A 14,718-nucleotide genomic window follows, 5' to 3' on the forward strand; every position below is an offset into this window, starting at 1 on the left:
GTGGTGTCCCGCAGCAGTCTCCTGCAGCGGCAGGCGCGCGAGGGACTCCACGGGTCCTGCGACTCCTCGACTGCGGTTGTGACTCGCGCCACAGTGCCGTGCGGCGTATCGGCCGCCGGTCGCACGAGGAGACACATGAGCGAGACGACGCAGGAGGTCAGGGCGCGGCAGGAGGGTCGGCTCGCCGACCCGGACGTGGAGCTGCGCACCGATCCACGACTGCACCCCGGCCTGCGGGCGACGTTCGCGGCATTCCAGCTGGACCGGCACGCCGCCCCGCCGCCGTTCGACCGCAGCGCCCCGCCGGAGGCGGTCGCCGAGTTCGTCGGCGCTTCGCACGCCGCCTTCGAGGAGCTGTACGCCGCCGTCCCCAGCGACTGGCCCGACGAGGTGCGCGCCGATGTCGACCACCGGCAGGAGACGGTGAGCGCGGTCGACGGATATGAGATCCCGCTGCACGTGCTCCGTCCGGCCGGCGTCGAGGGCCCACTGCCGTGCGTGGTCTACATCCACGGCGGTGGCATGACGATCCTCGAGGCGCACAACGCGGTGCACCGACGCTGGAGCGAGGACCTCGCCCTGACCGGCATGGTGGTGGTCACCGTCGGCTTCCGGAACGCCTGGACCGAGCAGGGGCCCAACCCGTTCCCGGTGGGGCTGGACGACTGCAGCTCCGCGCTCGACTGGGTGCACGAACACCGCGCCGAGCTGGGCATCACCCGGATCGTCCTGCAGGGAACGTCCGGCGGGGCCAACCTCGTGCTGGCCACCACGCTGAAGGCCAAGCGGGAGAACCGGCTGAACCGCATCGACGGCGTCTACGCGATGGTTCCGTACATCAGTGGCGGCTACGGCTGGAGCCGCGAGCGCAAGCTTCGGGAGCTGCCGTCGATGGTCGAGAACGACGGGCACTACATCAACTGCGACATGATGGACATGCTCGTGGCGGTCTACGACCCGACCGGCGAGAACGCGGAGAACCCGCTCGCCTGGCCGTACTTCGCCACCGAGGACGACGTCGCGGGGTTGCCTCCGCACGTGATCGCAGTCAACGAGCTCGACCCGCTGCGCGACGAGGGGATCGCCTACTTTCGGCTGCTGCAGCGGGCCGGGGTCCCGGTGGTCGGCCGCGTGAACCTCGGCCTCACCCACGCCGCGGACATGTCCTTCCGTGCGGCGGTGCCCGAGGCGTACAAGGCGGCGGTGCGCGACATCCGGGGGTTCGCTGACGCGCTCTGAGTGACGACGGCGCTGCTAGTCATCGGCGACGTCGAGGGCACCGGACCCGTTGCCGCTCACCCCGCGGAGCGGGTCGGACGCGGTCGAGGAAGTCGGCGCTCCGGGGCATCCCACCGACTTCCACGTGCCGGTGTCCACCGCGCGACGCGGGTGCGCTGTCGTGATCGAGGGCCGGGGACCCGGACTCGTCACCGCTGGCCCGACGGGGTCCCGGCCGGGCTCACGACCGGACCGGGGCCAGCCAGGGGGAGGCCTGGTCGCACAGGCGCTCGTAGTCGGCGGACAGCGTCAGCGACTCCTTCGCGCTGTCGAGGACGAGGCGCGCCTCCCGCCGGAGCGGGCCGGTGCGGTCGGGAAGGCCTGCGTCCTCGAGCTGGGCCACCAGCATCTCGATGGTGCTCAGCAGGCAGCGGGCGATCGTCGGCGACTGGGCGCCCGCCAGGCGGATGCGCTCGAAGGCGGTGGAGACGTAGTCGCCGAAGCCCTGCTCGTCGGCAAGGACCACCGCGCGCCCGGCACTCGCCGTCCGCCAGCTCGGTGGCAGATCCCGCAGCAGCAGCGCACGCAGGACGATGCCGAGGTGGAGGACGACCTCGCGGACGGTGGTCGAGTCGCTGCTGCTCTGGGAGCCGGCGCGCTCGGCGATGTCCACGAGCAGGGTGAGCCCGTAGCCGAGGTCCTGCTCCAGCGTCGGGTCGGCGCCGATCACGACGGCCGAGCGGACGGCGGAGCACACGCTCTCGTCCGGCTCTCCGTCCGACCCGTTCCGCACCGTCGCCAGCAGGATCCCCTCGGACACGAAGTCCCCGGCGTGCACCGACAGCTCCACGGTCGTCCGCGGCGGCAGGGCGTCGAGCACGGCGTCGAGGTCGATCCGCTGGATCCAGCCGCTGTCCTGCGCCAGCACCGGACGCCCCGGACCGTCGTCGCCTCCCCGGGGCACCGTGTCCGGGGGGTCGGCCGAGTGGCCACGCTCGAGCGGCGGGTGGGTGACCTCGATGAGGCGCAGGCAGTTGTCGGTCATCCAGCGGATCATGCGGCCGATCTCGCCCCAGTGGGTGGCGTTGCGGAGGGCGAAGAGGACCAGCATCGCGGCCATGACCGGGACGGCGCATGCAACGGCCACGGACACCTGGGGCACGGAACCACCGGCGTCCGGGTCGGGGATTGCCCGGGCGACGAGGATCACGAAGGTCATCGAGCCGACGAGGGCGCCCATCGCGTGGCGCTGCACCGGATCGGTCAGGAAGCGACGTCGGACCCGGGCGGACAACGGTTCCGCGCTCATCTGCAGCGCGTAGATCCGGACCATGAAGACGACCGAGATCACGAAGAGCAGGCTCGAGCCGAAGCCGGTGGTCAGGGCCTGCGCGACGGAGGTGCCGACGTGCAACCAGGACGGCGTCCCGTCCGGGCCGAGCCACCGGTCGAGCGTCAGCGTCCCGGCCGCCAGGGCCGCCCCGCCCGCGACGTACAGGAGCGCCACGACCACCGGGTGGTCGGTCGGCGTCCCGGTGCCGGGAGCCGCGGAGAGTCGCCGCTCGGCCCGAGGGCGCCGCGGTTCCGTTCCCGTCGGGGACGCCACCGCCGGCCTACCCCGACCGGGCCACGAGCTGGGCGAACTCCCCACCCAGCTGGGACAGCACGTCGTCGAACTCGCCCGGCTCGACCGCGTCGCGGGTCGTGGCGAGCACGGCGACCATGCCCTCCCGCGCCTGCGCCTCGGGGACGCGCGCCATCCGCGCGACCCGCCGGGCGAACTCGTCCGGCTGGAAGGGCTGTGCCTCGGGTTCCGGCGGGATGAGGTCGGCGTGCAGCTCCCCGGGCAGCTGGGCACGCAGGTCGTCGGCCTCACCGGCGGTCAGCCGCTGTGCCAGCACGCGCAGGGTGGCGTGGACGAGAGTCTCGGCCTCGTCGTGCGGGCGTCCGCTGCGTACCTGGACGGACGAGATGTAGTCGTCGTACTGCAAAGCTCCTCCTCGCGATCCCTGCCTGATCCGGACGCGAGGGACCGACCGCCCGGTGCCCCCACCCTGGCGGGTGCCGCCGGGGGGAGGCCATCGGCAGACCTGCCGATTCGCGCGCCGTCCGGCGACCGGTGGGGCGGCCGACCGGCCTCAGCTGCGCTGCGCCTGGCAGGACATCGCTCGCTGCCGCCGGCGCGGTCGTGGGCAGGGGCGCCTTGACCGACAGCCGCGGTCGTGACCGTCCCGGCGCCCAGACGTCGACGTGGGCCGCCGCACCACTCACCGCGCGCAGCGGCGACCACGGTCCGGGACATCATCTGGCACGACCTGCCATCCGGGCCCACCCGCTGCGCGGAGGCGGGACACGCAGGGCGCGCTGGACGGCAGCGGCCAGGCCGACGCCCACGACGGCGGCGGCTGAGGGTTTCGGCGACCAGCGCAGCGCGGTGACGGCCCAGCCGACGGGGGCCTCGCGTTGCCGGTCGGATTCCCGACCCGGTGTCGTCGTCGCCGGCTCCGGTGACGTCTCCGCGAAGGCGTCGAGCATCCCCCGGACGAAGGCGGTCATGTCCTGGGGCCCTCTGCTCGTGGTCAGGTTGCCGTCCCGGACGATCTCCCGATCGAGCCAGGTGGCACCGGCGTTGACCAGGTCGTCGCGGATCCCGGGCCAGGAGGTGAGGGTCCGTCCGTCCAGGAGGCCCGCCGATGCGAGCACCCACGGTCCGTGGCAGAGGGTGGCGATGGGCTTGCCACGTGCGGCGAACGCGCGGACGAACTCCCGTGCTGCGGCGGACTGCCGGAGCAGGTCGGGATTGATGAACCCGCCGGGCAGCAGCAGCCCGTCGTAGTGGGCGGGATCGGCGTCGTCGACCGGCTGGTCCACGCGGACCCGGCTGGCCGGCATGTGCAGGTTCACCCCGCGGATCCGCCCGCGCCGCAGGGACACGACGTCCACCGTGGCGCCGGCCGCCTTCAGCGCTCGCAGCGGAACCACCAACTCGACCTTCTCGAAGCCGTCGGCCGCCAGGGCAGCGATGGTCCGGCCCTTGAGCCGGCGTCTGGTGGGCATGGCGTCCCCCTGTTGCCTGATGGCGCACGGACGACGGAACTGCCCGGGTAGCGGGAGCTCGATCGGCGGCGCCACGGTCGTTCGCACCTCGCCGGCTGCTCAGCGGTGAGTGGAGTACCCGCACCGGGCGGCCGGACACCTTCCCGGGCGACCACGGTGAATGACGTCCGGGCTCACGGCGGGTCCGCCGCAGCCGGTGCGGCCGTCGGAGCCGGCTCGGGAAGCGCGTCCGGGATGACCTCCGGCTCGGTGTCGGCCCGCGCCGCGGGCACCGCGTAGGCCCAGACGAGGTGCCGCACGACCGTGTTCCCGACGAGGTAGGCGCGTGCCCGCTCCTCCAAGGCGGCGTCGGCGACCGTGCCCCGTTCGACGTGCTGGCGCAGGTGTTCACGCCACGTGGTGACGGTGAACGTCTCCAGGAAGAGCTCGGGATCCTCCGCGTCCTGGAACACGCCCCACAGGTAGGCGCCGGTGCGGCGCCGGGCCCGGGCGGGCGCATGCAGTCAGGCTATGGGCTTGGCGCGTTCGTCACCGGGCCAGGGCCGCTTTGATCACGTCGGAGAGCGCCCCCGGAGCACCCGTCCGATCGCCCATAGCCTGCAGTCCACCCGGGGAGCTGTGCATCCCTCCCTGACCGGGAATCGACGGATCGGTGGGCGTAGCGGCGCCCGGTACCATCAGCGAGCTGACTCCGTGGGACCTCACGTCCGTGTCCCTGTCCTAGGGGGACTCTGTGACTGGCTCGCTACCTGCGGGCACCGCGCTGCCCGCGCAGTCGGATGCGGCGTTCGAGCGCTTCGCCCGGCTGGTGCGTCGGCAGCTGGACGTCCCCGTGGCGCTGGTGACCATGGTGTCGGCCGACGAGCAGGTGTTCCCGGGCGCGCTGGGGCTGCCTGAGCCTTGGCAGTCCACGCGTAGGACGCCGCTGAGCCACTCGTTCTGCCAGCACGTGGTGCGCTCGGCCGCCCCGCTGGTCATCACCGACGCGCGCACCGATCCGTTGGTCGCCGACAACCTGGCCATCCCCGACCTGCACGTCATCGCCTACGCCGGCGTTCCGATGACCGACGCCGACGGCCAGGTCGTGGGCTCGCTGTGCGCCATCGACAGCCGGCCGCGGGAGTGGAGGGACGAGGACCTGGCGGTGCTCACCGACCTGGCCGAAGCGTGCGCCTCGGAGCTGCGGATGCGGGCTGCCCAGCTACGCGCCGACGCCGCCGTCGCCCGGGCGGAGGAGTCCGCGGCGCACGCGCGTCAGTTGCTCGCCGAACGCGAGTTCGACCGGTCCCGGTGGTTGCTGGCGCTGCACGCCGGGCAGGCCGGCACCTTCGACCTGGACCTGGCCACCGGCGCGCTGACCGCGGATGACCGCCTGCTGGAGTTGTCGGGGATGGACCGGGCTGGCTTCTCCGGCCGGCCCGAGGACGTGTACGCCCACGTGCACCCCGACGACCTCGCCGATGTCGTGGCTGCAGTTCAGCACGCCGTCGACACCGGCGGGACCTACGACGCCGAATACCGGATCGTCCTCGCCGACGGCGCGCACCGCTGGCTCGCCGCCCGAGGGCAGGTGGTCGGCGGTGGAGACGGCGTCGGTTCGCGCCTCGTGGGCGTGGTGCACGACACCACCGCCCAGCGGGAGCCGCTGACCCTGGCAGCTCAGGCGGTCGAGTCGATGGCGGTCGGCTTCCTCGCGATGGACACCGACTGGGTGATCACGCACGTCAACGCCGAGGCCGAGCGGATCGCCGGCTTCCCCCGGGAGAAGCTGCTGGGCCGCACGCTGTGGGAGGCGTTCCCGGCCACCGTCGGCACCGAGTTCGAGGACCACTACCGCCGCGCCGCCGGCACCGGGCAGCCGGTGTCCTTCGACGCGTACTACCCCCAGCCGCTGGACGTCTGGGTCGAGGTGCGCGCCGTGCCGAACCCAGCAGCGGTTGCGTTGCACTTCGTCGACGTCACCGCCCGGGCCTCGGCGCAGCAGCAGGCGGAGCGGGCAGCCGGGCGGGAGCGGCTGCTGGGCCGAATCACCGAGGAGCTGGTCGGCACCCTGGACGCCGACGAGGCCGCCGACCGGCTGGCTCGGCTGCTCGTTCCGGCGCTGACCGACTGGTGCATCGTCACTCTCAGCGTGGATGACCAGGCCGCGGGCGTCCGGCGCGGCCTGCGCCCGGCCGCAGCCCAGCACGCCGACCCCGCGATGCAGGAGATCCTGGATAGCTACGCCCAGGTCCGGCTGGCTGCCGTCTCCGACGACGCGGTCCTCAAGCGGGCCATGCGGACAGGTCAGCTGCAGCTCCTCGACGCCAACGCGACCGCGCGAGCCCTCACGAGGCTCACCCCCGGGCCGATGCACGATGCGCTCCGGGCGCTGGCACCCGAAGCAGTGGTGGTGCTCCCACTACCTGGGCGGGACGGCTCGGTCGGGATGCTCACCCTGGCCAACGGCACCGACCGGGGCGGATTCTCTGCCGAGGACCTGGTCACCGCCCGGCACGTCGCCGCGCGGGCGGGGCTGGTGCTGGACAACGCCCGGCTGTTCCGGCAGCAGCGTGGGCTGGCAGAGGGCTTCCAGCGGTCGCTGCTCACCGCTCCGCCCGAACCCGACCACCTGCAGATCGCCGTCCGGTACGTGCCCGCAGCTCAGTCGGCAGAGGTCGGCGGCGACTGGTACGACGCGTTCATGCAGCCAGGGGGTGCGACCCAGCTGGTCATCGGCGACGTCGTCGGGCACGACGTGGCTGCCGCGGCGGCGATGGGTCAGATCCGCAGCATCGTGCGCACCATCGGCGCTCTGGACCACGACGGCCCGGCTGCAGTGCTGCGCCAGGTAGGGCAGGTGATGGAGACCCTGCAGTCACCGATCTTGGCCACGACGCTGATCGCGCGCCTGGAGCAGACCGACGCCGAGCGCGAAGCCGGGCTGACCCGGTTGCGCTGGTCGAACGCAGGCCATCCGCCGCCGATGACGATCGCCTCCGACGGCACGGTGACCGCGCTGACCACCGAGCACACGGACCTGCTGCTCGGTGTGGACGCTGCGGCCGTACGCCGGGAGTCGCAGGTGACGCTGGGGCGGGACGTGGTCGTCCTCCTGTACACCGACGGGCTCGTCGAGCGCCGGAACTCCGACCTCGACGCGGGAACGGCTCGGCTGGAGGCCGTGCTGGCCGAGCTCGCCGGCCGGGAGCTGGACGAGCTGTGCGACGAGCTGCTGGCCCGCATGCTGCCCGACGCGCCCGACGACGACGTCGCGCTGGTCGCCGTGCGGCTGCACCCGCAGGACCGGCCGCGCCCGCCGGAGGCCGGCCCGCACCGGGTGCCGCCGGGCTTCCCGGTGGACTGACCTACGCAGCCGGGTAGGCGGCCTGCTCAGGCCCAGCGGGTGGTGAGCCGGACGCTGCTGCCGTGTGCATCTCGGCGCAGTGCCACGTGGTCGCACAGCTGGCGGGCCAGCCACAGCCCCATCCCGCCGGCCGACAGGTCTTCGCCGTGCGCGGGCCCGTACCCGGCGAAGGGGTCGGCCGGGCCGGTTCCGGCGTCGCTGATGGTGCACACCAGCTGACCCGGCGCGGTCCACAGCCGCAGGCTGACCGGTTGGTGGCCGTGCCGGACGGCGTTGGAGGTCATCTCGTCGACGGCGAGCTGGAAGTCCTCCAGCAGGTCATCTGGTCCGGCGACCATGCTCAGGTGACGGCGGATGGTCCGTCGGAGCCCGATGAAGTCGGTGACGTCGTCGGCGGCCAGAGCCGGCGGCGTGCGCTCCAACGGCTCGTCGGGCACCGGCAGGCCGGCCAGGTAGGTCACCGGGTCGACGTAGTCGCCGTTCGTCGCCCGGCCGGCGCGGCTGACCAGCTGCGGGTGGGTGTGCCTGGCGGTGGCCAGCAGCGGCTCGGGCAGGTCGGTGCTGAACAAGCACAACCCCCACAGCGGTGCGGGCGCGAATGCGGCATTGATGACCGCCTCGTAGCGCTGCCACTCGGTCCAGTCAGCGACGGTGGTGCCGAAGTCCACCTCGCCGACGACCCGGATCCGCTGGCCGTCGCCCGCCTGTTCACCGAGTCCGCGGAACGTGGTGATCGCCGTCGGCGTGCGTGCGCGGTAGAGGGCGTGCCGCTCGAGCACCAGGACCAGGGGGTGGTTCCCGACCGCGTCGTGGAGGGCGGCGGTGGCTTCCGGACTGGCAGCGATCACCGCGCCGTCACCGGCGGCCAGGCCCTCGAGCAGGAACGGGGCGGCGAGGTCGACCAGGTCCTCGGCCGAGTCGTAGAGCAGCGCGTCATGCCGGAAATCCGGCACCGCGCACCCGCCCGGCCCGGCGCCGGTCGTGCTGCCGTGCCGGTCGGCGTCCCCCGTGTGTTCGAGGCCCAACGCGTCCAACCCCCATGTCGTGCCGCTCACGCTCGGTAGGCGCGGCTCCGGTCTACGGTAGCTGCGGTTTCGGTACGAGCCACCGGGGAGATGGGCTGTGTCGTCGTGCGACACGAGTGGCGGGCCTAGGGCTGAAGTTGCTCCGTGTCGCCGGTGAGCCACTCCGGGATGACGATGCGGGCGTCGTCTCGCGGCTCGGCCTGGTGCTCGAGCACCCTGCCCTTCAGCTGCCGAACGGTCTCCGGCGCCGGGTCGCCGGCGGCCAGTGCAGAGCTGACGAAGTCCGCCGGCCGCTGCTCGCGAAGAAGTCGCCGCAGGGAGAGCGGGCCTCGGTGTCGTTCAGGGGCGGGACCCGACCCCTGTAGCCGCTGCTCAAGCGACCTGATCTCGGCCTTCGTCCCGGCCCGACGCGCACTCGGACCGAGTGCCTCCGGCGATGCCCGGCGCTCCGCGGGCGAACGGCTCACACGGACGTGCGCTGCGGGGCGGAGCCGCGTGGCAACTGAATGGTGGGATCAGAGAGCCATGGAATGGGGCTCGATGTCGAGCGGTCCGTGCCTCTCGGCGGGCCGACTGAGCACTCCGACGGTGGTGGGTGTCGGCGAAGTTGACGCCGGCGGCGGAGACGTCGTAGAGCTGCTGCCCGGGGCCGGCCTCCGGCTCCGGGATGTCGACGACGTCGAGGACCTCGGGCCCGCCGAAGCGGTGATCTGCACAGCGCGCATGCGGGTGAGGCTAGGGCCCTGGGCGCAGGGCAGTTCTCCTCGGGCTGGCGGGCGTCGCTTGACGCGGGTATCCGCTGCAGCCAGCGGGCGAAGATGCCCGACCCACTGCATGTGCAGACCTCGAGGTCGGGCGTCCGTGGATCTTGGGGCTGAGCGAGGCCCATCATGCGCAGGGGCGAGGTCTGCGGCCCGCTCAGGACCGCGAGTCGGGCAGGACACGCCGGGAAGACGTATTAGACCGGAGACTGAACCGCAGCCCGGCGCGAGAGGCTGGCAGGGTGTCCGGGTGTGAGACACGTCACAGTCACGTTCGCCGTCCTGAGCTTGCTCCTCGCCGGCGCCAGCGGCGCCCAGGCCACTCCTGCGGACGGCCCGGTCCCCCCCGGGCCTGTGGCGCTGGACAACCCGGAGTTCACCGCGAACGTCATGGCACCGCTGAAGGTGACCGACTGGGCGACGTTCGAAGCCGACCTCGAGACCGTGGCCGCCTATGGCGTGGACGCCGTCAGCGTCGACGTGTGGTGGGGCGACGTCGAGGGTGTGGCCGACAACCAGTTCGACTGGAGCTACTACGACCAGGTCTTCGACGTGATCACGTCCAAGGGCCTGGACCTGGCGCCGATCCTGTCGTTCCACCAGGCCGGCGGCAACGTCGGAGACGACTACACGAGCCTGCTGCCGTCGTGGCTGTGGCCCAAGTACGCGGATGTCACCTACCGCGGCATCGAGCTCGGCGCGACGGGACTCCAGCACCAGAGCGAGCAGGGGAACCACAGCGCCGAGAGCGTGCAGGGCTGGGCCGACCAGCTGGTCATGGACGAGTACCGCGACTTCACCGAGGCGTTCGAGCAGCAGTACGGGGACGTCTATGCCGACGAGGTGATCGAGATGAACGTCTCCCTCGGCCCGTCCGGCGAGTTGAGGTACCCCTCCTACAACCAGCACGACGAGGGCACTGGCTACCCGACCCGGGGTGCACTGCAGGCCTACTCCCCGCTGGCCGTGCAGGACCTCCGCAGCCAGATGCTGCACCGGTACGGCTCCCTGGAAGCGATCAACGCCGCCTGGGGGACCCACCTCGCGTCGGTGCAGGAGATCACCCCGCCGGAGGACGCCGACGCCTTCTTCGCCGGCCTGGACTACCTGGACACGCAGTACGGCCGCGACTTCGTGGACTGGTACAACGGCTCGCTCGTCGAGCACGGCGAGCGCGTGCTGTGGGCGGTCATCGACGCCCTCGGCGAGGACTTCCCCGATGCCGACATCGGCTACAAGGTGCCGGGGATTCACTGGTCGATGACCAACCCCGCCCATCCGCGGGCCGCAGAGGTGACCACCGGCCTGATCCAGACGAGCATCGACCTCGACTCCTGGAAGACCGGGCACGGCTACCAGCGGGTCGTCGAGCTGGCCAACCGGTTCGACGGCGGCCCCCGCGAGGTGGTCATGCACTTCACCGCGCTCGAGATGGACGACGACCCGGGGGAGCCCGCCTACTCGCTGGCGCAGACCTTGGTCGGCTGGATCGGCGACTACGCCTACCGCGCCGGCGTCGAGCTCAAGGGCGAGAACGCGCTCGCCGGCGGCGTCACGTCCGACGAGGGCTGGGACAACATCAACGAGGCCTTCGAGATGTGGGGCTACCTCGGGCTGACCGTGCTTCGCATCGGTGACGTGTCCACGGGCACCGGGGCAGATCGATATGCGAAGTTCATCGCGACGTACAACCCCGACATCTGACGACGCGGCGGCGGTGTCACCGCCGGGTGGAACCGGCAGTTCCCTGTGCTGGCGCAGAGAGCTGCGGCCGCCCGGCGGTGGGGTAGCCGCCACAGCAGCCCACGGCCCGCCTCAGGTCAGTTGGGAGACAGCCGCTGGTGGGTGTCGGCGAAGTTGACTCCTGCGGCGGAGGCGTCGTAGAGCTTCTGCTCCGGACCGGCCTCCGGCTCCGGGACGTCGACGACGTCGAGGACCTCCGGCGCCCAGGTCAGGGCTGGTCGGCTGCTGGAGCCGCCTGTCCGGCCGCCGAGGACGTCGCCTGGGTCGCCGCCCAGCTCGCCAGCACCTTCAAGCCGTCCTCCGACGCCGACCCGGGGACCGCCGTGTAGATGGTCAGGCGGAGGTCCGAGCGGTCCTCGGCGGGCAGCGCCAGGGTGCAGTAGCCGAGGGCGAGCGCGCCGACGACGGGGTGGTGGAACTGCTTGGTGCCGTCGTGGTGGATGCGCACGTCGTGGGCGGCCCAGCGGGTGCGGAACTCATCGCTCACCGTCGAGAGCTCCCCGACGAGCTCGCGCAGGTGCGTGTCGTGCGGCCGGCGGCCGGCCTCGGCGCGGAGCAGGGCGGCGGTGATGGTCGCCGCGCCCTCCCAGTCCTGGTAGAAGTCGCGCGACCTGCGGTCGAGGAACTGGAAGCGAGCGAAGTTCGCCCGCTGCCGCGGGTCGTCGAACATCGGCGAGTGCAGCGCCCGACCCAGGGTGTTGGCGGCGAGGATGTCGAGCCGGCCGTCGGCGACGAACGCGGCCGACCCGGTCATCGTGTCCAGCATCCACTGCACGCGTGGCTGGAGCTGCGCCCTGCTGCGGCGCTGCGGCGCACGGGTCGGACGGGCGGCGCGCGCCAGGTCGAACAGGTACGTCCGCTCGGCGTCGTCGAGCTGCAGTGCCCGGGCGACGGCCACGAGCACGTCCTCGGAGACGCCGCTGATGTGCCCCTTCTCCAGCCGGGTGTACCAGTCGGTGCTCACCCCGGCGAGGACGGCGACCTCTTCGCGGCGCAGCCCTGGTACGCGTCGTCGTCCGCCGCCGGGGAGCAGCCCTGCCTGCTCGGGGGTGATCCGGGCGCGCCGGCTCGTGAGGAAGCCCCGGATGTCCGCGCGGTTGTCCACCCGATCGACGCTACGTCGCTGCGCCGGTGGAGGGAGGTCGAGCTTCTACCCCCCACAAACCCGCCCTCCCACCCGAGGGCTCCAACGCGTTCCGTGGGTCCGACACCCGTCCAGACCACGTCGCGAGGAGCACCCCATGCACGTCAACGCCTACGCCGCCCCCGCCGCCGGCCAGCCCCTGGCCCCCACCACCATCGAACGCCGCCCGGTCGGCGCGAACGACGTCCTCATCGAGATCGAGTACGCCGGTATCTGCCACTCCGACATCCACACCGTCAGCGGCGAGTGGGGGCCGCAGCCGTTCCCCGTCGTCCCCGGCCACGAGATCGTCGGCCTCGTCACCGAGGTCGGCGCCGAGGTCACGGGCCACCGGGTCGGCGACCGGGTCGGCGTCGGCTGCATGGTCAACTCCTGCGGCGAGTGCGCCAACTGCCGGGCCGGCGACGAGCAGTACTGCGTACAGGGCATGGTGCCCACGTACGCCGGCACCGACCGCGACGGCAGCACGACCCAGGGCGGCTACTCCACCCACGTCGTCGTCGACGCCGGCTACCTCCTGCGCGTGCCGGCCGGCATCGACCCGGCCGCAGCCGCGCCGTTGCTGTGCGCCGGCATCACCACCTACTCGCCGCTGCGCCGCTGGGGCGCCGGGCCCGGCAAGCGCGTCGCCGTCGTCGGACTGGGCGGGCTGGGCCACATGGCCGTCAAGCTGGCTCACGCCATGGGCGCCGGGGTGACGGTGCTGTCGCAGTCGCTGAAGAAGCAGGAGGACGGCCTGCGGCTGGGTGCCGACGCCTACTTCGCCACCAGCAACCCGGAGGCATTCACCGAGCTGGCCGGCCGGTTCGACCTCGTCCTCAACACCGTGAGCGCGGCGATCGACGTCGACGCCTACCTGTCGCTGCTGGCGGTGGACGGCGCGCTGGTCAACGTCGGCGCACCGGCCGAGCCGCTGAGCCTCGACGTGATGTCGCTGATCAGCGGGCGGCGCACGTACGCCGGCTCGATGATCGGCGGGATCGCCGAGACCCAGGAGATGCTCGACTTCTGCGCGGAGCACGGCATCGGCGCGGAGGTCGAGATCATCCCTGCCGCAAAGGTGAACGAGGCCTACGAGCGCGTGCTGGCCTCCGACGTCCGCTACCGGTTCGTCATCGACGCGTCCACCCTGCGGTGACCTCGATGGCGGACCGGGCCGGCTGCTGGCTCATCGCGGGGTCATCCGGAAGACGGGCCAGCCGATCTCGGTGCGCCAGGCGTCCGGATCGGGGGTGTCGCGTGGCCCGACGAGGTAGATCTCCCGCACCGGGCCGGCCACGGCCAGTGCGTTGGCCACCACCCAGGTCCCGAGTTCGCCGTAGGTGACGTCGATGTCGTCGTGCTCGCCGGCGTGGGTGGTGACGGCGAGCTCGACGGCCGGCAGGGTGACCGGGTGCACCCGGCCGCTGCGTGGCGGTTCCGCCGTCGGGCGGTACACGAGGAGGTGCCCGCGGCCGTCCTCGAACAGCGCGTTGTCGTAGAGCCCGCCCGGAGCGCCGGTCGGCTGGCGGACCACGGCGTCCAGCTCGGCCATGGCGCCGGCGTACCAGCCGAGCACCTCCTCGTGCGCCACGTCGTCCTCGACCGCGGCCACCGTCGTCGCCGGGACCGCGCGGAGCTCGACGTCCAACGGGGCCGGATCCGGCCGGAGCAGCCGGCGCAGCGACGCCACCGCGGAGCGGGTCCGATCGAGCTCTGCCTCGAGCCGCTGCAGGTGGTCGGCCACGAGGGTGGCCCGGGCACCCGGGTCAGGGGAGCGCAGGATGCGCTGGACGTCGGGCAGGGGGACGTCGAGCTCCCGCAGCCGGTGGATGACCTGGGCGGTCGGGATCTGATCTGCGCTGTAGTAGCGGTACCCGGTCGTGGAGTCCACCGCAGCGGGCTCCAGCAGGCCGGCGTCGTGGTACCGGCGCAGCGTGCGCACGCTGAGGTGGGTCAGCCGGGAGAACTCGCCGATCGCCAGCATGCGTGCACTGTGCACCCTCTCCCCAGGGGAGGGTCCAGCGCTTGCCCCTCCCGCATCGGGAGGCCGCACCGTGAGGACATGACCTCACCGACCAGCATCCAGCCCGACCAGCTCCCCGTGATGATCCGGGGCTACCTCGCCGCGCACGACGCCGGCGACGCGGACACCGCGCTCCGCGCGTTCACGCCCACCGCCGTGGTCGTCGACGACGGCATCACCTACCGCGGGACCGAGGAGATCCGGCGCTTCCTGGCCAAGGCCGGGGCCGAGTTCACGTACACCAGCACCCTCGTCGCCGCGGAGCGCTCCGACGACGCGCACTGGGTCGCCACCAAGCATCTGGAGGGCGACTTCCCTGGTGGCGTCGTCGACCTGCGCTACCGCTTCGCGATGGACGGCGACCTCGTCGCGGAGCTCGTCATCGCGCCGTGACGACCGCGGCGTCGTCGTCGTCGGCG

12 protein-coding genes are annotated in these 14,718 nt (G+C 72.5%); 5 read left to right on the forward strand and 7 right to left on the reverse strand.

The genetic code is table 11. The features are described 5' to 3' along the window. The first annotated feature begins 135 nt into the window (after positions 1-135). A complete protein-coding gene (locus O2W17_RS17195; protein WP_269193666.1) occupies positions 136-1,239 on the forward strand; it encodes an alpha/beta hydrolase fold domain-containing protein in 1,104 nt (367 codons plus the stop codon). Between the two features lie 220 nt (positions 1,240-1,459). Here the strand turns inward: O2W17_RS17195 and O2W17_RS17200 are convergent, their stop codons facing one another. The 4 genes from O2W17_RS17200 to O2W17_RS17215 all read right to left on the reverse strand — a co-directional run bounded on the left by O2W17_RS17200 (position 1,460) and on the right by O2W17_RS17215 (position 4,778). Continuing rightward, positions 1,460-2,725 (reverse strand): DUF2254 family protein, encoded by a 1,266-nt coding sequence (locus O2W17_RS17200; protein ID WP_269193667.1) that lies wholly within the window; start codon positions 2,723-2,725, stop codon positions 1,460-1,462. Between the two features lie 106 nt (positions 2,726-2,831). Then, on the reverse strand, positions 2,832-3,209 hold the full coding sequence (locus tag O2W17_RS17205; RefSeq protein ID WP_269193668.1) for a DUF2267 domain-containing protein: 378 nt from the start codon (positions 3,207-3,209) through the stop codon (positions 2,832-2,834). Positions 3,210-3,519: 310 nt separating this feature from the next. Next, on the reverse strand, positions 3,520-4,275 hold the full coding sequence (locus O2W17_RS17210) for a type 1 glutamine amidotransferase domain-containing protein (RefSeq protein WP_269193669.1): 756 nt from the start codon (positions 4,273-4,275) through the stop codon (positions 3,520-3,522). A gap of 173 nt (positions 4,276-4,448) precedes the next feature. Continuing rightward, positions 4,449-4,778, reverse strand: coding sequence for an MFS transporter (locus O2W17_RS17215; RefSeq protein ID WP_269194394.1), 330 nt, complete (start codon positions 4,776-4,778; stop codon positions 4,449-4,451). 230 nt (positions 4,779-5,008) lie between these two features. Here O2W17_RS17215 and O2W17_RS17220 point away from each other — a divergent pair, with 230 nt between their 5' ends. Beyond that, on the forward strand, positions 5,009-7,621 hold the full coding sequence (locus O2W17_RS17220) for a SpoIIE family protein phosphatase (protein ID WP_269193670.1): 2,613 nt from the start codon (positions 5,009-5,011) through the stop codon (positions 7,619-7,621). A gap of 26 nt (positions 7,622-7,647) precedes the next feature. Here O2W17_RS17220 and O2W17_RS17225 read toward each other — a convergent pair whose 3' ends face one another. Then, entirely contained in the window at positions 7,648-8,676 is a 1,029-nt protein-coding gene (locus O2W17_RS17225; RefSeq protein WP_331254320.1) for a sensor histidine kinase, read from the reverse strand. Between the two features lie 983 nt (positions 8,677-9,659). Here O2W17_RS17225 and O2W17_RS17230 point away from each other — a divergent pair. Further along, positions 9,660-11,111 carry a family 14 glycosylhydrolase gene (locus tag O2W17_RS17230; protein ID WP_269193671.1) on the forward strand — a complete coding sequence of 484 codons (1,452 nt, stop codon included), beginning with the start codon at positions 9,660-9,662 and terminating at the stop codon, positions 11,109-11,111. Positions 11,112-11,358: 247 nt separating this feature from the next. Here O2W17_RS17230 and O2W17_RS17235 read toward each other — a convergent pair whose 3' ends face one another. Next, positions 11,359-12,255, reverse strand: a complete 897-nt coding sequence (locus tag O2W17_RS17235) for a helix-turn-helix transcriptional regulator (protein WP_269193672.1) — start codon at positions 12,253-12,255, stop codon at positions 11,359-11,361. Positions 12,256-12,391: 136 nt separating this feature from the next. Here O2W17_RS17235 and O2W17_RS17240 point away from each other — a divergent pair, with 136 nt between their 5' ends. After that, a complete protein-coding gene (locus tag O2W17_RS17240) occupies positions 12,392-13,432 on the forward strand; it encodes an NAD(P)-dependent alcohol dehydrogenase (RefSeq protein WP_269193673.1) in 1,041 nt (346 codons plus the stop codon). 30 nt (positions 13,433-13,462) lie between these two features. Here O2W17_RS17240 and O2W17_RS17245 read toward each other — a convergent pair whose 3' ends face one another. Further along, positions 13,463-14,260 (reverse strand): MerR family transcriptional regulator, encoded by a 798-nt coding sequence (locus tag O2W17_RS17245; protein ID WP_269193674.1) that lies wholly within the window; start codon positions 14,258-14,260, stop codon positions 13,463-13,465. A gap of 78 nt (positions 14,261-14,338) precedes the next feature. On the opposite strand from O2W17_RS17245, the gene O2W17_RS17250 reads away from it, so the two are divergent. Next, positions 14,339-14,692, forward strand: coding sequence for a nuclear transport factor 2 family protein (locus O2W17_RS17250; protein ID WP_269193675.1), 354 nt, complete (start codon positions 14,339-14,341; stop codon positions 14,690-14,692). Positions 14,693-14,718 lie beyond the last annotated feature (26 nt).

This window comes from Blastococcus sp. VKM Ac-2987 (genome assembly GCF_026967805.1).
Classification (GTDB): Bacteria; Actinomycetota; Actinomycetes; order Mycobacteriales; family Geodermatophilaceae; genus Blastococcus.